The sequence below is a fragment of the Inquilinus sp. OTU3971 genome (assembly GCF_038440215.1).
Map to the genome: position 1 here is coordinate 25351 of NZ_JASATH010000044.1, position 20743 is coordinate 46093.

Genomic DNA, 20743 nt, shown 5'->3' on the forward strand with positions numbered 1-20743 from the left:
ATGACGCCGATGATCGCCCGCCAGCCCGGAGCCGCGCCATGACCGCTCTGGCGCGGCCCCGCTTCGGCACGGCCCTGGCAGTCCAGGTCCGGGTCGTGGTGTCGCTGATGCTGCGCGAGATGCGGATGCATGCCAAGCATTCGCGCCTCAGCTACCTGCTCGAGATGCTCGAGCCGATGCTGCAGCTGACGATGATGATGGCGGTGTTCTCCGCCATCGGCCGGCAGGCGGATTTCGGCACCAGCATGCTGCTGTTCCTCGGCACCGGCATGATCCCGTACTTCGTTTTCATGCACATCTCGTCCAAGGCGATGACGGCGCTGCGCGGCGGCGGGCTGAGCAAGGGCGTGCCGCTGGTGAAGCCGCTGGACCTGCTGGTGGCCCGCGCCCTTCTGGAGACGCTGCAGCTCGCCGTGGTGGCGATCCTGCTGTTCAGCTTCATCCACATCGTCATGGGGGTGCCGGAGGCGGCACCGATCCAGCCGCTGAAGGTGGTCTCCGCCTTCCTGGTGATCACGGCCACGGCAATCGGCGTCGGCATCGTCAACGGTGTGATCGGCGCTTTCTTCCGGCTGTGGGCGGTGGTCTATGGTGTGTTCGGCCGATCGCTGCTGTTCCTCAGCGCCGTGTTCTACGTGCCCGACTACATGCCGACGCAGATCCGCGACTGGCTGGTCTGGAACCCGGTGCTGCACGGCGTGGAATGGTTCCGCACCGGCTTCTACCTGACCTATCCGACGGAATGCCTGGACAAGACTTATCTGCTGTCCTGGGCGCTGGGTTCGATCTTCCTCGGCCTGATCCTGGAGCGGGCGTCGCGCCGCCGCCGGATGGCCGCGAAATGATCGTGCTGGACCGCGTCAGCAAGCGCTACCGGTCGCATGGCAGCGGCCACAGCAAGCTCGTCCTCGACGAGCTGAGCGCGGTGTTCGAGCCGGGCAAGACCGTCGGCATCCTGGGCCGGCGCGGCGCCGGCAAATCGACCCTGATCCGCCTGATCGCCGGGTCGATCCCGCCGGATTCGGGCCGGGTGCTGCGCCAGGGCCGGGTGTCGTTCCTGGTCGGCACCGCCGGCCCCTTCGTCAGCACCATGACCGGGCGCGAGAATGTCTGGTTCACCGCCCGCATCTACGGCGCCGACGCCACCGAGGTGATCCGCTTCGTCGAGGCGCATAGCGGCATCGGCGCCGATTTCGACAAGCCGTTCTCGGCCTATACCGGCGACAAGCGCAGCCGCCTTCTGTTCACCACCGCCTACGCCCTGCCCTTCGACATCTATCTCGCCGACGAATCGGTGATCGGCGGGCCGCCCGGCTTCCGCGACTGGTGCGAGCGCCTGGTCGACGCCCGGCGGCGCGAGGCGATGCTGGTCTTCACCACCAAGCGGCCGCGCCTGCTGCGCCGCTTCGCCGACACCGGGGCGATCCTGTCCGACGCCCGGCTGACCACCTATGATTCGGTGCGCGACACCATCCTGGCGTTCAAGGCCGATGACTTCGCCGCGGATGACGAGCCGCTGATCGATGACGAGGAGGACGAGGATGACGAGCTGCCCGTGCCGCTCCCCTGACGTCCGCCCGTCTGTCCCGACATGCTCGCCCGAGCATGCGCCACGGGCATGGGGACGTCCCCATGCCTTCCACCGGGTGCGCGGCACCCATTTCCACCTAGAGGATCGTCGATGAACACCTCGGAGCTGATCGAACAGCTGGCCCAGGACCACAAGCTGTCGCGCGTGAAGGCCAAGCGCATCCTCAACAGCATCTTCCAGGCGATCACGGACTCGGCCGCGCGCGGAGATCAGGTCTCGATCTCCGGCTTCGGCCGCTTCAAGGTCGCGATCCGGCCGGAGCGCGAAGGCCGCAACCCGACCACTGGCGCGCCGATCACCATCGCCGCCTCGAAGAAGGTGGTGTTCAGCCCGTCCAAGCCGGTGCGCGAAGCGCTGAACGCCTAAAGGCGTTGACCCGGGACCCGGCCGCACCGCTGGGTCCCGGCTGAAACCAACAATCGATCCGATCCGAAGGCGTGCCTTCGCCGTTGCCGCCGATCCGGGACCACCGGGTCGGCGATCGGACCTCCTATGCCTGCCCCCTCCTGCCGCCCCGAGGATCTCCCGATGTTGCCCAAGCCCTCCGCATCGCTGGTTCCCAACACCTACGCCTTCGAGACCACGCCGCTGGTGAAGCCGACCGGCTTCCGCGAATACGACGCCCGCTGGTGGTTCGGGCATCCCGGCTCGGACAAGCCGCCGGAGCTGAACCTGATGGGCGTGCAGGCGCTGGGCCTCGGCCTCGGCACCTATCTGCACGAGGCCGGGGTCAAGCCCGAAGTGGTGGTCGGCCACGATTTCCGCGGCTATTCCATGGCCATCAAGATCGCCCTGGCGCAGGGGCTGATGGCGGCGGGCTGCACCGTGCACGACATCGGCCTGGCGGTCTCGCCGATGGCCTATTTCGCCCAGTTCGCGCTGGACGTCCCGGCCGTGGCGATGGTCACCGCCTCGCACAATGACAATGGCTGGACCGGGGTGAAGATGGGCTGCAGCCGCCCGGTCACCTTCGGGCCGGAGGAGATGGGCCGGCTGCGCGACATCGTGCTGTCCGGCGCCTTCGAGCCACGCAACGGCGGCAGCTACCGCTTCGTCGAGGGCTTCGCCGAGCAGTATGTCCGCGAGCTGACCGAGGGCCGCAGGATCGAGCGCAAGCTGCGCGTCGTCGCCGCCTGCGGCAACGGTACCGCCGGCGCCTTCGCGCCGCGCGTGCTGGAGGCGATCGGCCTCGAGGTGATCCCGCTCGACGTCGAGCTGGACCACACCTTCCCGAACTACAACCCCAACCCCGAAGACATGGAGATGCTGCACGCCATCGCCGCCAAGGTGCGCGAGACCGGGGCCGATTTCGGCCTGGGCTTCGATGGCGACGGCGACCGCTGCGGCGTGGTCGACAACGAGGGCAACGAGATCTTCGCCGACAAGATCGGCGTGATGCTGGCGCGCGACCTGTCGGCGCTGCACCCCGGCGCCCAGTTCGTGGTCGACGTCAAGTCGACCGGGCTGTTCGCGGCCGACCCGGTGCTGCAGGCGCAGGGCGCCAAGACCGACTACTGGAAGACCGGCCATTCCTACATCAAGCGCCGGGTGCGCGATTTGAACGCCCTGGCCGGCTTCGAGAAATCCGGCCATTTCTTCTTCAACCCGCCGATCGGCCGCGGCTATGACGACGGCCTGGTCACCGCCATCGCCGTCTGCGAGATGATGGACCGCAATCCGGGGAAGGGCATGGCCGATCTGTACCGCGCCCTGCCGCAGACCTGGGGGTCGCCGACCATGTCGCCGCATTGCGCCGACGAGGTGAAGTACGAGGTGGTCGAGCGGGTGGAGAAGCGCTTCCGCGAGATCGCCGCCAATGGCGGGCTGGGCGGCCACCGCATCGTCGACCTGGTCACGGTCAACGGCATCCGGGTGACCACCGAGGACGGCACCTGGGGCCTGGTGCGCGCCTCCTCCAACAAGCCGGAGCTGGTGGTGGTGGTCGAGAGCCCGGTGTCGAAAGACCGGCTGCACGAGATGTTCAAGGCCGTCGACGGGGTGCTGCGTGAGAATCCCGAAGTCGGCGCTTACAATCAGACCATCTGACCCGCTGAGACTCGATGACCAAGACCTGCTGCTGGAGCCGATGATGACCACCCCGACCGAGCAAATGGCGACTCTGCAGGGCCTGCGCGACCGGCTGATGACCTGGCTGACCACGGAGGCGCTGCCGATCTGGTGGGAGACCGGTGCCGACCGCGGGCGCGGCGGCTTCCACGAGCGGCTGGCGCTCGACGGCAGCCCGTGCATCGAGCCGCGCCGCGCCCGGGTGCAGGCACGGCAGGTCTTCACCTTCGCCGTCGCCGGCCGGCTGGGCTGGACCGGCCCGTCGCGCCAGGCCGTCGAGCACGGCCTGGAATTCTTCCGCAAAGCCTATGAGCGGCCGGACGGCACCTTCCGCACCCTGGTCGGGCCGGATGGGGCGACGCTGGACGACACCGTGGTGCTGTACGATCAGGCCTTCGCCCTGTTCGCGCTGGCCGTCGCCAGCACCGTGGTCGCCGACCCGGCGCCGCTGGCCGCGGCGGCGACGCGGCTGCGGCAGCGGCTGGAGGCGACGCTGAAGCATCCGCTGGGCGGCTTCGAGGAGGCGGCGCCGCGCAAGCTGCCGCTCCTGGCCAACCCGCATATGCACCTGTTCGAGGCGTCGCTGGCCTGGGTCGAGCTCGGCCAGGGCCCCGACCAGGCGGCCTGGAACGCGCTGGCCGACGAGATCGCGGACCTGGCCCTGTCGCGCTTCATCGACCCGAAGACCGGGTATCTGCGCGAGTTCTTCGACGGCGAGTGGCAGCCGGCGCCCGGCCGGGACGGCCGCATCGTCGAGCCCGGCCACCTGTTCGAATGGGCCTGGCTGCTGGTGCGCTGGGGCACGCTGCGCGGCCGGCCGGACGCCGTCGCCGCCGCGCGGCGGATGGCCGGGGCGGCCGAGGAGACCGGCGTCGACCCGGTGCGCAACGTCGCCGTCAACGCCATCCTCGACGACGGCGCGCCGATCGATTCCGGCGCCCGGCTGTGGCCGCAGACCGAGCGGATCAAGGCGGCGGTGGCGCTGGCCGGCGCCGCCGAGACCGAGGCGGAGAAGGCGCTGTGGCGCGGCCGGATCGCCGCCGGCGTGACCGCGCTGTTCACCTATTTCGACGTGCCGGTGGCCGGTCTGTGGCGCGACAAGCTGCAGCCCGACGGCCGCTTCGTCGAGGAGCCGGCGCCGGCCAGCAGCTTCTACCACATCATCTGCGCCATCGAGGAGCTGGACAAAGCCTTCGCCGCCGGCGTGCTCGGGCCGGTGCCCCTGGCCGGCGCCGCCTGAGGCGGGCTTCTCCGAAGCCAAAACCGTCATTGCGATGAGGCGCAGCCGACGAAGCAATCCAAGGGGCCGGAGCTAGCGGCCCCTGGATTGCTTCGCCACGCTCGCAATGACGGTGTGGGAATTTTCCGAGAAGCTCGCAAACGGGAGAGCCTGCTACTCCCCTTCGGGCGTGGACAGTGCCGACATGGCGTGGTGCAGGGTCACATGTACCCATAGCGCCAGCAGGCTGCAGAACAGCGCGGTCGAGCCGAACCACGGCCAGCCCCGGGTCGAGCCGGCGGCCAGGATGGCGACGATGGTGCCGGCCCCCGGCACCAGCCCGAGCAGTGTCGCCACCGGCGCCGCGGCGACGTCCGGGAGCCGGTCCAGACGATCAGCCCGGACCAGATCACCGCCGCCTGGAAGGCCGACAGCGCGGCATAGGCCGCGAGGATCAGGAAAGACATTGTCCCGGACCCGGCCCCTTCCCCGACAGGGAGAAGGAACCGGGACGACCGTGGTTCAGCGCTGCCGCGCCAGCTGGTCGCGGATCCGGGTCGACAGGCCACTCTGCCAGTCCTCGAAGCTGTAATCGGCGAAGATCCGCGCCTGGCCCTTAAGCGCCCGGGCTTTCGCGGCCTCGCGGTCGCTCAGGACGGCGCGCATCGCCGCCGCCGCCTGGTCGACCCGCGGGCTGCACCAATGGCCGACATAGGACTTGCTGCGCATCTGCTCCGGCGGCGTCGGCACCACGTCGACCCCGATCAGGAAGGCGTTGTCGGCCTCGCAGAAGTCGGTGGTGCCGGAATAGTCGGAGACGATCACCGGCTTGCCCAGCATCATCGCGTCGGCGATGCCGTAGCCGAAGCCTTCGGCCCGGTGCAGCGCGACGAAGACGTCCGAGGAGTCGATCAGCGACCAGTATTCCGCATCGGTCAGGTTGCCCTCGACGATCTCGATCCGGCTGTCGCCGGTGATCCGCTCCTCCACCTCTTCCCAGTAGCCGTCGAAATTGCTCCAGTGGCCGGGGTCGATCTCGCGCATCTTGAGCAGCAGCCGAACCTCCTCGTCGCCCTCGGCGAAGGCCTGCTGGAAGGCCTTGACTACCGACAGCGGGTTCTTGCGCACGATCGAGGAGCCGAACTCGGCCAGGGACAGGAAGATCAGCTCGCTGGGGCTGCGCCGGAAGCGGTCGAGGAACGGGCTGAACACCCGGGCCGGCGGATGAGCCAAGCCCTTGCGGATGTTGCTGATCGGGGTCGAGGTTATCTTGCGGTAGCCGTCGGCGACGAAATCCGACGGGGCCCAGATCTCGTCCACCGCATTGGCGCCGAGCAGATGCGTCTCCGGCGGCGTGTCGGTCTCCCACAGGTAGAAGCCGATGATGTGCGCGTCCTCACAGATCGAGGCGAAGCGGGCGATCATCTCCGGCGCCCGGTCGGCGTTGACGCAGAGCACCACCACCCGGGCGCGCAGGTTCATGTCCTCGCGCCAGCGCCCCTCCGGATTGACGCACTGGCCGTCATCGGCGTTGAACACCAGCGGGTCGAAGCCCGACAGCGCCTCGACGAACATGTTGAGGTTGCGGCCGAGGCCGGTGGCGTTGGCGTGGCCGATCACTACCAGGTCGATGCGCTCGATCTCCGGTTCCGCCTCGGGCGCCGAGGCCAGATCGGGCGCCACCGCCGAGATCGCGGCGAGCCGCGGCGACCGGCTGTAGACCTGGTCGATCAGCTGCCGGCGCAGCACCTCGGGCCCGCGCTCGGCGATCAGCTCCTCCGGCACCGCGCGGCCGTTCAGGAGCGAGATCAGCGCCAGGTCGAAGCGGGTGAAGTGGCCCGCCACCTCCTGCGGCGTCGAGCCCCAGTAGGACATCCAGTTGCGCGGGTTGAAGGAGCAGCGGTTCTGCTCGATCAGGTCGGCCAGCACCTCCTTGAACGACAGGGTCACGGCGTAGCCGGCCTCCATCATCTTGTGGGTGGTGCCCTCGTCCTCATGCCGGAACAGCCAGTACCAGCTCCAGGGCAAAGCGCGGCTGCGATAGGCGTCGACCACCGCGCTCAGCCGCTCCTTCAGCGCCTTGGAGATCAGCAGCTGGTTGTTCTTGTCGCTGATGAAGGGCGCGGTGGCGAACTTGTACTGGACCTTGCGCAGCCCCTCGTCGCTGAAGATGTCGATGTGCTGGTAGTGCCGGCGCCAGAACGAGAACAGCGCCAGCGAGACGTCGTTCTTCAGGGCGCGCTTGTTGAACACCCCTTCGGACAGCGCCTCGTGGATCTCGTTGGTCATGCAGAAGATGCTGCGCCGGTCGGCATATTCCATGACGTCGGAGATGATCCACTGCGCCGTGCCCTGGTAGCCGACCAGGTTCTTGGTGTCGCAGTCGTACCGGTTCGCCATGTAGCGGACGAATTCCGGGATGCGGCCCTTGACCTTGTCGTCGCCCGCGGCGTCGAGCCGGGCCATGGTCTTCGGCAGGTGGCATTTGGCGGTGTAGCGCGCCCCGAGATAGCCGGTGCGGTTGACCATGTCGACCAGGTGGTCGGCCAGCTCGTTCAGCGCGTCCGGGTCCTTCCAGAAGGACAAGGCGGTGAAGGCCGGACCGGACACCACCGTGCCGTCGAGCTCGAAGCCGAGCGAGCGGTGCCGGCCGTGCAGGCGGGTGGCGGCGAAGGCGATGCGGCCGGTGGCCGGGTCGGTCCGCGCGTCGAAGATCCGGCGGCCGTCGACCACCAGGCCGAGATCGACCGGCTGGGACGGATCGAGCTGGTTGATGCCCCAGAGATGGAGCATGCCGTCCTCGACGAAGACGCCGCCGATCGCCGCTTGGTCCAGCGGCGACAGCACGTGGTTGTGCTGGGAGAGGCAAAGCGCCGCAGCCGCCTTGGTCGCGGCCACGGGGTCGAAATCCTCCTCCGCATCCCGGGCCACGCTGTACAGCCGGTCGAGCAGGGTGGTGCGCCGGGCCTGCGGCGCGCCGACCACCCCGTCTCGCGACTCCGCCGACCGGGCGTTGACGCCGTCCCAGTCGGCGGCGTCGATCAGATCCTGCAGCTCGTTGGGATCGATCGCCGAGCCGGGGGCATCAGGAATCACAGCTGCGACCAAGGCTTGAATCTTCATTGCCGACGATCCTTCGACCGAGGAAACCTGGGATTCGAACGGGCGACTGGACGCGCCGCTCGGAATCGAAGACTATGCTGCAGCGCACCCAAATTCAAATCATAACGACACGAAACCTGATTTCGTGTCCATCCAGTGGCGGAAACCCCATCCATCCAACGCCGGAGAATGGTTCCGCAGGTCCCTCTCGCCATAATATCCTATGATGCCGTCTCGAGGCGGCCTCAGGCAGTCCGGAACCGCGGAAGTTTTCGAGGGTTTTGATGGGTTTGTGAGTGTTGAATTCACAAGCCCGATGGCTGATAGAAACTCAGCCCCTGGAATCTGGAGCAGATCATGAGTCGGATCGATCAAGCGGTGGTGCCGGTGGTGTTATCCGGCGGTTCGGGGACGCGGCTGTGGCCGCTGTCGCGGGCCGGCTATCCCAAGCAGTTCCTGCCGCTGGTGTCGGACAGCACCATGATCCAGGAGACGGTGGCCCGGGTCGGCGAGGCCGACGGCTTCGCCCCGCCGGTGTTCATCTGCGCCGACGACCACCGCTTCATCGTCGCCGAGCAGATGCGCCAGATCGGCGTCTTCCCCGATGCCATCATCCTCGAGCCCTCGGCCCGCAACACGGCGCCCGCCGTCGCCGTCGCCGCCCGCTTCCTGGCCGACCGCGACCCCGACACCCTGATGCTGGTGCTGCCCGCCGACCACCACATCGCCGATCCGAAGGGCTTCCGCGCCGCCATCGCCACCGCCGCCCCGGCCGCCCGCGCCGGCCATCTGATGACCTTCGGCATGCAGCCGACCGCGCCCGAGACCGGCTACGGCTATATCCTGCCCGGCGATGCCATCGCCGAGGCGCCGGGCGCCCGCACCGTCGCCCGCTTCGTCGAGAAGCCGCCGCGCGAGACCGCCGAGCGCTTCCTGGCCGAAGGCCGCCACCTGTGGAACGCCGGCATCTTCCTGTTCACCGCCGGCCAGTACCTGGCCGAATGCGCCCGCCACGCGCCCCAGGTCCTCGCCGCCGCCGACGCCGCGCTCAAGGCCGCCTCGCGCGACCTCACCTTCCTGCGCCTCGATGCCGCCGCCTTCGTCCAGGCCCCGTCGATCTCGATCGACCATGCGGTGATGGAGAAGACCGACCACGCCGGCATCGTCCCGGCCTCGATCGGCTGGACCGATGTCGGCTCCTGGTCGTCCTTGTGGGAGGTCGGCGACCGCGACGCCGACGGCAACCTGACCCAGGGCGATGCGCTGACCCTGTCCTCGCGCAACTGCCTGGTCCGCTCCGACGGCATCCTCACCGCCGTGATCGGCCTCGACGACGCCATCGTCATCGCCACCGACGACGCCGTGCTGGTCGCCGCCAAGGACCAGGTCCAGGACGTCAAGGCCATCACCGACCGGCTCAAGGCCGCCAAGCGGCCCGAGGCCGTGATCCACCGCGAGATCTACCGGCCCTGGGGCACCGTCAAGTCGCTGCATGCCGGCGACCGCTTCCAGGTCAAGCGCGTGCTGATCCATCCCGGCCAGGCCATCGCCCTGCAGCGCCACTACCACCGCTCCGAACACTGGGTCGTGCTCTCCGGCACCGCCCGCGTCACCATGGAGGGCCAGTCCCGCATCCTGCGCGAGAACGAGGCCGTCTACCTGCCGATCGGCACCGACCACAAGCTCGAGAACCCCGGCAAGATCGACCTCGAGCTGATCGAGGTCCGCACCGGACCCTATCTCGGCGAGGACGACGTCGTCCGGCTGGAAGCGGCCGACGCGCTGCTGTTCGGATGAACCTGCGCCGGCGAATGTTCCTACGGACGATTCTTAGATTTAAAATCTATGATCTCATGGAAGTCGCCATCGATTGCAGGTTTCGTAGCTCGATTCCTACGGTAAAGTAGGCTGCCGCTGCGGTCCGCTTCCCGCCCGCCCATGCCGAATCGTTGAAAGAAAACCGACATGCCAGCAGGCCCTTTGAGATCCCAGGACTCCATCGCGGTGATCGGCATGGCCTGCCGGCTGCCGGGCGCGGCCGACCTCGACAAGTACTGGTCGCTGCTGCTGCAGGAACGCTGCAGCATCTCCGAAATCGGCAGCGACCGCTGGGCGATCGAGCGGTTCTACCACCCCCGGAAGGGCGAGCCGGGCCGCAGCTACACCCTGGCCGCCGGGCTGATCGCGGACCCGAACGGCTTCGACGCCGGCGCCTTCCGCATCGCGCCGCGCGAGGCCGAGCAGATGGACCCGCAGCAGCGGCTGCTGCTGGAGCTGGTGTGGGAAGCGCTGGAGGATGCGGGCCTGCCGCCCTCGACCCTCGCCGGCCAGCCGGTCGGCGTGTTCGTCGGCGCCTCCTCGGTCGACGGCTATACCCGGATCATCGGCGATGCCGGCGGCATCGACACCCATTTCATGACCGGCAACACCGCCTCGATCATCGCCAACCGGATCTCCTACATCTACGACCTGCGCGGGCCGAGCCTGACCATCGACACCGCCTGCTCCTCCTCCCTCGTCGCGCTCGACGCGGCGGTGCGGGCGCTGGCGCGGGGCGAGATCGACACCGCCGTGGTGGCCGGGGTCAACATCCTGGGCGCGCCGCAGGCCTTCTACGGCTTCTCCCGCGCCGGCATGCTGTCGCCGACCGGGCTGTGCCGGCCCTTCGCCGCCGCGGCCGACGGCTATGTCCGGGCCGAGGGCGGCGCCGTGCTGGTGCTGAGCCGGCTCGACGCCGCCGTGTCGAACGGGCGGCCGCCGCGGGTCATGATCGACGCGACCGGGGTCAATTCCGACGGCCGCACCGTCGGCCTGTCGCTGCCCTCCACCGACGCCCAGCGCCGGCTGCTGGAGCAGCTCTACGGCGAGGCCGGGATCGACCCGGACGACCTCGCCTTCGTCGAGGCGCACGGCACCGGCACGCGGGTCGGCGACCCGGCCGAGGCCGAGGCGATCGGCCGGGCCCTGGGCCAACGGCGGGACGCGCCGCTGCCGGTCGGGTCGGTCAAGTCCAATATCGGCCATCTCGAGCCGGCCTCGGGCCTGGCCGGGATGATCAAGGCGATCCTGGCGATCGAGCACCGGCTGCTGCCGGCGACGCTGCATCTCGACAGCATCAACCCGGACATCCCGTTCGAGGCGCTGAACCTTTTGCCGGCGCGCAGCCCGGTGGCGCTGCCAGCCGGGCCGCTGATCGCCGGCGTCTCCTCCTTCGGCTTCGGCGGCACCAACGCCCATGCCGTGCTGCGGGCGCCGCGGCCGGACGAGATACCGGAGCAAGCGGCCGAGGCGCCGGCCCGCGCGCTGCTGCTGTCGGCCCATGGCGAGGAGGCGCTGCGCAGCCTGGCCGGGCGCTATGCCGAGGCGCTGGAGCTGGCGGATGCGGGCCGGATCGCCCGGCATGCCGCCCACGAACGGGAATTGCTGCCGCACCGCCTGGCGCTGCCGCTGGGCGCCGACGCGGCGGCCGAGCTGCGGCGCTTCGCCGGGGGCGAGCGGGCGGCGCAGCTGGTGTCGGCCCGCGGCGAGGCGGATGCCGGCGCGATCTGCTTCGCCTTCTCCGGCAACGGCTCGCAATTCGCCGGCATGGGCCTGCGCGCCTATCGCGCCAGCCGGCCATTCCGCGACGCCTTCGACGAGATCGATGCGCGCTACGCCGCCCTGGCCGGCTGGTCGCCGGCGGAGGCGCTGCAGGACCCGGCGCTGGAACAGCGGCTGTCGGCGACCTCGACCGCGCAGCCGCTGCTGTTCGCGGTGCAGGCGGCGCTGACCGCGGCGCTGGCCGCCGAGGGCCTGACGCCCGCCATGGTGATCGGCCACAGCGTCGGCGAGGTGGCGGCGGCGCTGGCGGCCGGCATGGTGACGCTGGACCAGGCGGTCCGGATCATCCATTGGCGCAGCCGCTGCCAGGAGCAGCTGCGCGGCCTGGGCACGATGGCGGTGCTGATGCTGTCGCGCGACGAGGCCGAACGGGTGCTGGCCGAGGCCGGCCTGGACGGCACCGTGGTCGCCGCGGTCAACAGCCCGGTCTGCGTCACCGTCTCCGGCCTGAAGGACGAGATCGACGTGCTGCTGAAGCTGGCCAAGCAGCGCCGGGTGGCGGCGCAGCGCGTCGGCGTCGACTACCCGTTCCATTCGCCGCTGACCGCGCCCATCGAGGCACCGCTGCGGGCGGCGCTGGCCGACACGGTCGCGGCCGAGGGCCGGATCCCGTTCATCTCCGCTGTCACCGGCGGGGCGCTGGGCGGCGCGGCGCTGGATGCGGATTACTGGTGGCGCAACATCCGCCAGCCGGTGGAGTTCGCCGCGGCGGCCCGGACAGCGCTGGAGCTGGGCGCCGGAATCTTCGTCGAGATCGGCCCGCGGCCGGTGCTGACCGGCCATCTGCGCGACATCGCCAAGGCGGCGGAGCGCGAGGCGGCGATCCTTCCGACGCTCGACAACAAGGTGGGGGACAAGGCGGGAGAGGATGGGTCGGACCCGGTCGAGCGGGCGGTGCTGCAGGTGCTGCTGCGCGGCGGCGCGGTCGACCGGCGGCCGCTGCTCGGCGACCGGCCGGCGGGCCGGCGCCAGGCCCTGCCGCACTATCCTTGGCAGCGCCGCGACCTGCGCCAGGCGGCGACGCCGGAGCGGATCGACCTGTCGCTGGCCAAGCCGGCGCATCCGCTGCTGGGCGCCCGCTTGGGCGAGGGCACGCCGGAATGGCACGGCCTCCTGGACCCCGAGCTGCTGCCCTACCTGGCCGACCACAAGGTGGCGGGCGAGGTGGTGGTGCCCGGCGCGGCGCTGCTGGAGATGGCTGTCGCCGCCGGCCGGCAATGGTTCGGCGCCGAGGCGGTCGAGGTCGAGGATTTCGACATCATCCAGGCCCTGGTGATCGCCGAGGGCACGACGCGCGAGACCTGGCTGCGGCTGGCGCCAAACACCGGCGCTGTCGAGATCCTGAGCCGGCAGCGCATGGCCGGCGAGGAGTGGACGCTGCAGGCCCGCGGCCGGGTCGGGCCGAGCCCGGTCGCCACCGCGCCGGACCACGGTGGCAAGGACGACAGCATTCTGCGCCCGGTCGATCCAGCGACGATCTACGTCGCGGCCGCGTCGGCCGGGATCGACTACGGCCCCGCCTTCCGCCGCGCCGCCGCCATCGCCACCGATGACGAGCGGCGGATCACCGTCGACCTGTCGCCGGAGGTGGCGGATAACGGCCTCTACACCGTGCTGCATGCGCTGCACCCGACCGCGCTGGACGCCACCTTCCACGGGCTGTTCGCGCTGTATGAGCGGCTCGGCGGCGGCGAGGGCGGCGCCTTCCTGCCGGTGCGCTTCGCCGCGCTGCGGGTGTACCGGTCGGTTTCCGCCGTCCGGGCGCGCCTCGACCTGCGTCGCGCCACGCCGCGGTCGATCCTGGTCGACATCGCGCTGGAGGACGAGGCGGGCATGGTGGTGGCCGAGCTGCGCGGCGCCCGGTTCCAGCGCAGCGCGCTGCGCCTGGCCGCCGGGGACGGGCTGCTGTACCGCGCGGTGCGGCAACCCTGGGACGACGGCCGCGCCGGCGTCGCCGCGGCGGAGCTGGAGCAAGCCGTCGCCGGGCTCCTGGATCGGCATGAGGCCGGCGACGACTGGCTGCTGCTGACCGCCTGGGCGCGGTCGATGGCGCATCGCGCGGTGCGGGCGGTGGCGGGATCCGCCCGCTTCACCATCGAGCGGCTGTGCCGCGGCGGGCGCCTGGCCCCGGCCGCGGCTCCGCGCTTCGCGGCGCTGCTGAAGGTGCTGGCGGAGTTCGAGCTGGCGGCGGAGGAGGACGGTGCCTGGCGCTTGGCCCCTGCCCGCCTGCCGTCGCCACAGACGATCCTGCGCTCGATCCTGGCCGCTCATCCGGAGCGCGGCGCCGAGACGGTGATGGCCGCCCGGCTGTCGCGCGACCTGGTCGCGGCGCTGCGCAGCGGGGAGAAGCTGCACTTCTCCAAGGGCGTCGAGGCGCATGCCCGCGCCGCCTCGCCGCTGCTGCCGCTGGCGGCGGCGCTGGTCGGGACGCTCGCTGCCGGTCGCGCGGCACCCCTGGCGCTGTTGCTGGTCGATCCCGAGGGCGAGCTGGTGCCGGCGCTGCTGCCGCTGGTCCGCGACGGCGCCCTGACCGTGGCGGTGACCGGGCCCGAGCCGAAGGCGCTGGCCGGCCTGGCCGCGCGCACCCCGCGCTTGCCTGGGCTGCGCATCCTGGACGAGCAGACCACCGTGCCGCCGGGCCGCTTCGACCTAGCCCTGTCGGTCGGCACCATGACGGCCGGAGACCCGGCGCGGCTGGGGCAGCAGGTGGCCGGGCTGCTGCGCCCCGGCGCTGTCGCCGTCACCATCGACACCATCCCGGACACCGTGACCGCCATGCTGCTCGACGGCATGGCGGAGGGCGTGACATCGCAGGACGGGCTGGCGGGCTTCCGGCCGGCGGCCCGGCACCGCGTCGGCACCCGAGGCGCGGCGGCGCAGCTGGTGGTCTGGGACCGGCCGGCCGCCGACATGCCGGCCGCACCGGCCGGGCCGATCCTGATGCGCCCCGCCGACACCGAGCTGCTGGCCGACCTGGCCGACCGGCTGCGCAAGCGGGGCCATGCGGTGCGCATCGACCCGGCCGCAGCGGCGGCGGAGGGCGACACCGTGCTGCTGCCGCTGATGCTGGACACGGCACGCGACCCGGTCACCTTCCTGACCAAGGCCATCCTGGCGGTGCGGGCGGAGGCCGAAGCCCTGCCGGCCAAGGCCACGCTGTGGCTGGTCGCCCGTTGCGGCAAGCTGAACGGCAAGGCCGATGGCGGCCGCGGCCTGGCCGAGGCGCTGGCGGCCTTCGCCCGCACCCTGGCCAACGAGTATTCCGGCCTCACCATCCGCTTCGCCACCCTGGTCCCGGCGCTGGCCGACGACACCGCGGCGGCGGCGCTGGCCGGGCTGGTCGGATCGGCCGAGGCCGTGGGCTTGACCGAGACCGAGGTCGAGATCGACCGCGACGGCCTGTTCGTCAACCGGGTGGCAGCGGTGCGGCCGGCGCCGCAGGACGCCCCGTCGGAAGACCGCGCCGCCCGCTTGGCCCTCGCCGCCCCGGGCAGCCTGGGCCGGATCGGCTGGATCGCGGCCGAGCGCCGGGCGCCCGGACTGGAGGAGGTCGAGATCGAGGTGGCGGCCAGCGGCCTGAACTTCCGCGACGTGATGTTCTCGCTGGGCCTGCTGCCGGACGATTATCTCGAGGACGGCTTCGCTGGCCCGACGCTGGGCTTCGAATGCGCCGGCACGGTCCGCCGCGTCGGTGCGGCGGTGACCGATCTGAAGGAAGGCGATCGGGTGATGGCCTTCGCGCCGGCCGCCTTCGCCACCCATGTCACGGTGCCGGCCCAGGTGGCGATGCGGGTGCCGGAGGGGGTCGACTTCGCCGCAGCGGCGACCATGCCGGTCGCCTTCATCACCGCCTGGTACGCGCTGGTGCACCAGGCCCGGCTGGGTCGCGGCGAGAGCGTGCTGATCCACGGCGCCGCCGGCGGCGTCGGCCTCGCCGCGCTGCAGATCGCCAAGCTGCGCGGCGCCACGGTGGTGGCCACGGCCGGCAACGAGGACAAGCGCGCTTTGGCCCAGCTGCTGGGCGCCGACCTGGTGCTGGATTCCCGGTCGCTGGCCTTCGCCGACGAGATCCGCTGGAAGCTGGGCGGCGTCGACGTGGTGCTGAACTCGCTGTCCGGCGACGCCATGCGCCGCAGCCTGCGGGCGCTGAAGCCGTTCGGCCGCTTCGTCGAGCTGGGCAAGCGCGACTTCGTCGCCGACACCGCGGTGGGCTTGCGCGCCTTCGCCCGCAACGTGTCCTATTTCGGGGTCGATGCCGACCAGCTGCTGAACGCCCAGCCGGGGCTGACCAGACGCCTGCTGCGCGACCTGGACCGGCTGTTCGCGCAGCGCCGCCTGACCCCGCTGCCGCACCGGGTGTTCCCGGCCGACCAGGCGGAGGAGGCGTTCCGGCTGATGCAGGGCGCCGGCCATATCGGCAAGATCGTGGTCACCCCGCCGCGCGAGATCCCGGCGGCGCCAGCCGCCGAGGCCCCGTTCCAGGCCCAGAACACCGGCTTCCACCTTGTCACCGGCGGCACCGGCGGCTTCGGCTTCGCCACTGCGCTGTGGCTGGCGGAGCACGGGGCGAAGACGATCGTCGTCGCCTCCCGCCGGGGCACGCTCGGGCCCACGGAGAAGGCCGAGGCCGAGCGGCTGGCCGCGCAGGGCGTCACCCTGGCGGCGGAGCGGCTGGACGTCACCGACCGGGCCGCCTGCGAGAAGCTGCTGGCGGCGCTGGAGCGCCGGCACGGCCCGCTGCGCGGCATCATCCACGCCGCCATGGTGCTGGATGACGGGCTGCTGCGCGACCTGGATTCGGCGCGGATCGAGCGGGTGCTGGCGCCGAAGATCAAGGGCGCCATCCATCTCGACCTGGTCAGCCGCACCCGGGCGCCGGATTATTTCGTGCTGTTCTCCTCCGCCACCACGCTGATCGGCAATCCCGGCCAGGCCAACTACGTCGCCGCCAACGCCTATCTCGAGGCGCTGGCGCGGACCCGGCGGACCCAGGGGCTGCCGGCGCTGGCCGTGTCCTGGGGCGCCATCGCCGATGCCGGGGTGCTGGCCCGCGACGCGGCCAAGGGCGACGCACTGAAGCGCCGGATCGGCCGGTCGTCGCTGAAGGCGGCCGAGGCGCTGGCGCAGCTGGGCCGGCTGCTGGCCCGGCCGGCGGAGACCGAGGCGGTGGTGGCCTGCGCCCGGATCGACTGGCAGGCGGCGACCCGCGAGCTGCCGATCCTGGCCACGCCGCGGCTGGCCGGGATGGCCGACGGCCGCCGGGCCGAGACCACCGAGGCCGAGATCGACCTGGCCGCCATGATCGCCGGGCGGACCGATGCGGAGGCCCAAGCGATCGTGACCGAGACCATGCTGGCCGAGATCGGGCGGATTCTGCGCATGCCGCCGGCCGATATCGACCCCGACCGCGCCTTCGCCGAGCTGGGCATGGATTCGCTGATGGGGCTGGAGCTGGATGCGGCGATGCAGAACCGCTACGGCATCGACCTGCCCTTCCTGTCGATCGGCGCCGGGCTGACCCTGAGCGAGCTGAGCACGCGGATCGTCGCCAAGCTGCGCGGCGGCGCTCCGGCCGCAAGCCCCGAGGCGCAGCCGCCGGGCGAGGCGGCGCAGTTGATCGCCAAGCATGTCGAGGCCGATCTGGAGGCGGGCACCGCCGTGCTGGTGCGCGAGGCCGTCCGCGACCGGGCCAAGACCACCCGCCGGGTTCTGGGATGAGTTGCGATGAGTAAGGGACGCCTGTCGGACGCCGCGCTGCGGTCGCTGATCTCCGAGGTGCGCGGCAAGGCCCCGGCCGCGGTGCCGGTGGCGCCGGAGCCGCGATCCTACGACACTGCCTTCGAGACCCTGCCGGGCTATGAGACCTTGCGGATGCAGCGCGCTGCGGCCGACCTGCTGGGCGTCGCCAGCCCGTTCTTCCGGACCCATGAGCAGCGGGCCGGGGCGGTGTCGCGGATTGCCGGGCGGGAGGTGATCAACTTCGCCTCCTACGACTATCTCGGGCTGAACGGCCACCCGGCCGTGGCCGCGGCGGCGAAGGCGGCGGTCGACGAGTTCGGCACCTCGGTCTCGGCCAGTCGGCTGGTGGCGGGCGAGCGGCCGTTCCACGCGGCGCTGGAACGGCGCCTGGCCGAGTTGCACGGTGTCGAGGACGCGGTCGCCTTCGTCAGCGGCCACGCCACGAATGTCGCCGCCATCGGCCAGATCACCGGGCCGGCCGACCTGATTGTGCATGACGGGCTGATCCACAGCAGCGTGATCACCGGCGCCCAGCTGTCCGGCGCGCAGCGGCGGTCCTTCCCGCACAACGACCTGGACTCGTTGGAGTCGATCCTGACGGCCGAGCGCGACCGCTGGCAGCGCGTGCTGATCGTGGTCGAGAGCCTGTATTCAATGGACGGCGACACCATCGACCTGCCCCGGCTGGTGGCGATCAAGCAGCGCTTTGGCGCCTGGCTGATGGTCGACGAGGCGCATGGGCTGGGCGTGCTGGGCCCGACCGGGCGCGGCATCGCCGAGGCCAGCGGCATCGACCCGCGGCAGGTCGACATCTGGATGGGCACGATGTCGAAGACGCTCGCCTCCTGCGGCGGCTACATCGCCGGCCCGGCGGCCCTGGTCGAGTATCTGAAGGTGATGGCGTCGGGCTTCGTCTACAGCGTCGGCATGCCGGCGCCGGCGACCATGGCGGCGCTGACGGCGCTGGAGCTGCTGATCGCCGACACGGACGGGCGGGTGGCACGGCTGCAGGCCAATTCCCGGTATTTCCTGGAGCAGGCCCGGGCCGCCGGGCTGGACACCGGCCTGGCCCAGGGCCATGCGATCATCCCGATCATCCTCGGGGATTCGCTGCAGGCGGTGCTGCTGTCGAACCGGCTGCTGGAGCGCGGCGTCAACGTCTCGCCGATCGTGCATCCGGCGGTGCCGGAGAAATCCGCCCGGCTGCGCTGCTTCGTCACCTCCGAGCACACCCACGACCAGATCGACCGCGCCGTCGCGGTCATCGCCGAGGAGCGGGAGAAGCTGCTGCACGAGGCGCCGGTCGCCAAACGGCTGAGCGCTGCAGCCCGAGGCTAGAGAGCTGCCGGGGCGTCGATTTCGAAGCGCAGGAAGCGGTCGATGAAGGCGGCGCGGACCGGGCGCGGCGCCAGGCGGCCCAGCCGGATCAGCCAGACCAGCGGCCAGGGGAAGGCCACCATGGCGCGACCGCGGGCGGCACAGCCGGCGATGTGCTTCGCCGCGCGCTCGGCGCTCCACTGGAATGGCCGGGCGCCGCGGTAGCGGTCGCTCATGCCGGTGGCGATGAAGCCGGGGCAGGCGATGGTGACGCGGATGCCGTCCGGCCGCAGCCAGGCCAGCAGCGCCTCGCCCCAGGCCATAAGCCCGGCCTTGGAGGCGGAATAGGCCGGCTGGTCGGCCAACGGCATCAGCGCCGCCAGCGACGAGATCAGGACAATGCGGCCGAAGCGGCGGGCGCGCATCGGCTCGATCAGCGGCGACACCGTGGCGATCGCGCCTTCGAGGTTGATGCGCAGCTGCGCCGTGACCGAATCCTCCGGCTCGCAGCCGCGGCCCGGCGCCAGCCCGGCCTCGACCCCGGCATTGGCGATCACCACCGCCACCGGATGGCGGGCGTCGAAGCCGCGCAGGATCTCGCCGAGCCGGGCGCCGTCGCGGACGTCGATCTCCGCCGTCTCCACCACTGCGCCGCGCTGCCGGCAGGTCGCTGCGACCTCGGCCAGGCGGGTGGCGTTGCGACCGATCAGGGCCAGCGCCACGCCCGGCGCCGCATAGTGCCGGGCCAAAGCCGCGCCGAGACCGTGCGACGCGCCGGTCACGACGACCGCCGTGGGCGCGGTCACGCTCACTCTCCCGCCTGCGCCGCCCAGGCAGCCTCGCGCAGCGGCTGCACCCCGCCGTCGAGGATGCGGCGGCGGGCGCCGTCGACCGCGAGGTCGATGCCGGAGAGCGAGAAGAAGCTGCCGCGGATCTGGGTCCGCGCCACCACGACCCGGCGGAACGCCTCCAGCAGCTCGGCGCGCGGCGGCTGCCCTTCGGCCCAGAAACGGTCGAGCCCGCCCTGGAAGCTGAGGCCCGGCAGGTCGAACACGGCGGTGCCCAGCGTCTGCAGCGGCTTGCCGCGCTCGAGCGCGAACAGGCCGACGGTGGAATTGACCACGACCACGCCGATGGCGCCGTCCACCAACTGCTGCAGGTCGCCGCCATCGATGAAGTCGACCCTGCCGGCAACGCCGTGCCGCGCCGCCAGCGCCGCGATCTGCCGGCGCTTGGCGACCGGGCGGAAGTCCAGCGGGTGCAGCTTCACCACCAGCCGGGTGCCCGGATCGGCGTTGCGGGCGAAGGAGGCGATCACCTCATCCGCCGCCGCGACCGTGTCGCGGAACGGCGAATGGGTGCGGATCTGGAAATCGGTGTCGAGCTGCAGCGGATGCAGGTAGTAGCGCTGCCCGGCCAGCCCCTGCATCACTCGCTGTGCCTGCCGCCGGACCGATGGAGCGCGGAGGCAGCGGCCGAGCCAACCGGCGTATTCCACCAGCGGGTGGTCGAGCGCGTGGTGGCGGTAGTGCGGGAAGGCCGGCATCAGCGCCACCAGACCGACGGTCCACAGCACGTCCCACACCGCCCGGTGCAGGAAATAGGACGGCACCGGCGCCGCCGGCGGCTGTGGCTCGGCCGCCCGCGCCAGGGCCTGGAACATCGCCGCGCTGCGCGGCAGGTCGGAATGGCCGTTCACGCCCCAGGCCTCGCAGGTGACCCAGCCGGGGCGCAGATAGCCCTCCTCGAACAAATGCAGCTTGAGGCCGCGGCGGCGGGCGAGGTCGACCGCCACCGCATGGTGCGGCCGGCAGTCGCCGAACAGCACCAGGTCGGTGACGCCCTCGCGGTCGAGGACATTGGCGACGAAGCCGCGCCAATCCTCGAACCGGCCGCGGAAGGCGATGGCCGGGCGGCGCCAGAACACCACGTCGCCGCCGCAGATGTTGATCTTGACGATCCGGGCGCCCTCGGCCTCCAGCGCCGCCGCCAGGCGCCGCTGGAACGGCGTGGCGGCGCCCTGCAGGACCAGCACGACGCGCTGGCGCCCGGCGCCGGCCGGGATCGTCCGCGGGCGGGGGCGGGGGGGGGGGGCCAGGGGCCCGCGG

General features: G+C 71.4%; 12 protein-coding genes. 8 read left to right on the forward strand and 4 right to left on the reverse strand.

The annotated features are described in order from the left end of the window. Positions 1-38: 38 nt before the first annotated feature. The 5 genes from AAHM41_RS13610 (at position 39) to AAHM41_RS13630 (ending at position 4898) form a co-directional block, all read left to right on the forward strand. A complete protein-coding gene (locus AAHM41_RS13610) occupies positions 39-845 on the forward strand; it encodes an ABC transporter permease (protein WP_342237087.1) in 807 nt (268 codons plus the stop codon). Continuing rightward, positions 842-1570: an ABC transporter ATP-binding protein gene (locus tag AAHM41_RS13615; RefSeq protein WP_342237088.1), complete on the forward strand. Its 729-nt coding sequence runs from the start codon at positions 842-844 to the stop codon at positions 1568-1570. Before AAHM41_RS13610 ends, AAHM41_RS13615 begins: the two co-directional genes overlap by 4 nt. Positions 1571-1681: 111 nt before the next feature. Further along, positions 1682-1957, forward strand: coding sequence for an HU family DNA-binding protein (locus AAHM41_RS13620; protein ID WP_342237089.1), 276 nt, complete (start codon positions 1682-1684; stop codon positions 1955-1957). A 162-nt stretch (positions 1958-2119) separates the two neighbouring features. After that, on the forward strand, positions 2120-3637 hold the full coding sequence (locus tag AAHM41_RS13625; RefSeq protein WP_342237090.1) for a phosphomannomutase/phosphoglucomutase: 1518 nt from the start codon (positions 2120-2122) through the stop codon (positions 3635-3637). A gap of 43 nt (positions 3638-3680) precedes the next feature. Continuing rightward, on the forward strand, positions 3681-4898 hold the full coding sequence (locus AAHM41_RS13630) for an AGE family epimerase/isomerase (protein ID WP_342237091.1): 1218 nt from the start codon (positions 3681-3683) through the stop codon (positions 4896-4898). Positions 4899-5051: 153 nt separating this feature from the next. Here AAHM41_RS13630 and AAHM41_RS13635 read toward each other — a convergent pair whose 3' ends face one another. Continuing rightward, positions 5052-5234, reverse strand: coding sequence for a hypothetical protein (locus AAHM41_RS13635; protein ID WP_342237092.1), 183 nt, complete (start codon positions 5232-5234; stop codon positions 5052-5054). 165 nt (positions 5235-5399) lie between these two features. After that, complete coding sequence (locus AAHM41_RS13640; protein WP_342237093.1) at positions 5400-8000, reverse strand: glycosyltransferase family 4 protein; 2601 nt, start codon at positions 7998-8000, stop codon at positions 5400-5402. A gap of 336 nt (positions 8001-8336) precedes the next feature. Here AAHM41_RS13640 and AAHM41_RS13645 point away from each other — a divergent pair, with 336 nt between their 5' ends. The 3 genes from AAHM41_RS13645 to AAHM41_RS13655 all read left to right on the forward strand — a co-directional run bounded on the left by AAHM41_RS13645 (position 8337) and on the right by AAHM41_RS13655 (position 18656). After that, positions 8337-9776, forward strand: a complete 1440-nt coding sequence (locus tag AAHM41_RS13645) for a mannose-1-phosphate guanylyltransferase/mannose-6-phosphate isomerase (protein ID WP_342237094.1) — start codon at positions 8337-8339, stop codon at positions 9774-9776. Between the two features lie 183 nt (positions 9777-9959). Continuing rightward, positions 9960-17297, forward strand: coding sequence for a type I polyketide synthase (locus AAHM41_RS13650; RefSeq protein WP_342237095.1), 7338 nt, complete (start codon positions 9960-9962; stop codon positions 17295-17297). 6 nt (positions 17298-17303) lie between these two features. Beyond that, positions 17304-18656 (forward strand): aminotransferase class I/II-fold pyridoxal phosphate-dependent enzyme, encoded by a 1353-nt coding sequence (locus tag AAHM41_RS13655; protein ID WP_342237096.1) that lies wholly within the window; start codon positions 17304-17306, stop codon positions 18654-18656. Here AAHM41_RS13655 and AAHM41_RS13660 read toward each other — a convergent pair. Then, the gene (locus AAHM41_RS13660) at positions 18653-19441 is read right to left on the reverse strand and encodes an SDR family NAD(P)-dependent oxidoreductase (protein WP_342237097.1); all 789 of its coding nucleotides are present in this window, start codon (positions 19439-19441) and stop codon (positions 18653-18655) included. The genes AAHM41_RS13655 and AAHM41_RS13660 overlap by 4 nt on opposite strands. Before the next feature lie 2 nt (positions 19442-19443). Further along, on the reverse strand, positions 19444-20743 hold a 1300-nt coding region (locus AAHM41_RS13665), incomplete at its 5' end, for a capsule biosynthesis protein (protein WP_342237098.1).

Bases quoted from the DNA above. Each gene is read 5' to 3' on its own strand.
- AAHM41_RS13630 (WP_342237091.1), top strand. From the start codon at position 3,681: ATGACCACCCCGACCGAGCAAATGGCGACTCTGCAGGGCCTGCGCGAC.
- AAHM41_RS13615 (WP_342237088.1), top strand. From the start codon at position 842: ATGATCGTGCTGGACCGCGTCAGCAAGCGCTACCGGTCGCATGGCAGC.
- AAHM41_RS13620 (WP_342237089.1), top strand. From the start codon at position 1,682: ATGAACACCTCGGAGCTGATCGAACAGCTGGCCCAGGACCACAAGCTG.
- AAHM41_RS13645 (WP_342237094.1), top strand. From the start codon at position 8,337: ATGAGTCGGATCGATCAAGCGGTGGTGCCGGTGGTGTTATCCGGCGGT.
- AAHM41_RS13610 (WP_342237087.1), top strand. From the start codon at position 39: ATGACCGCTCTGGCGCGGCCCCGCTTCGGCACGGCCCTGGCAGTCCAG.
- AAHM41_RS13655 (WP_342237096.1), top strand. From the start codon at position 17,304: ATGAGTAAGGGACGCCTGTCGGACGCCGCGCTGCGGTCGCTGATCTCC.
- AAHM41_RS13640 (WP_342237093.1), bottom strand. From the start codon at position 8,000: ATGAAGATTCAAGCCTTGGTCGCAGCTGTGATTCCTGATGCCCCCGGC.
- AAHM41_RS13625 (WP_342237090.1), top strand. From the start codon at position 2,120: ATGTTGCCCAAGCCCTCCGCATCGCTGGTTCCCAACACCTACGCCTTC.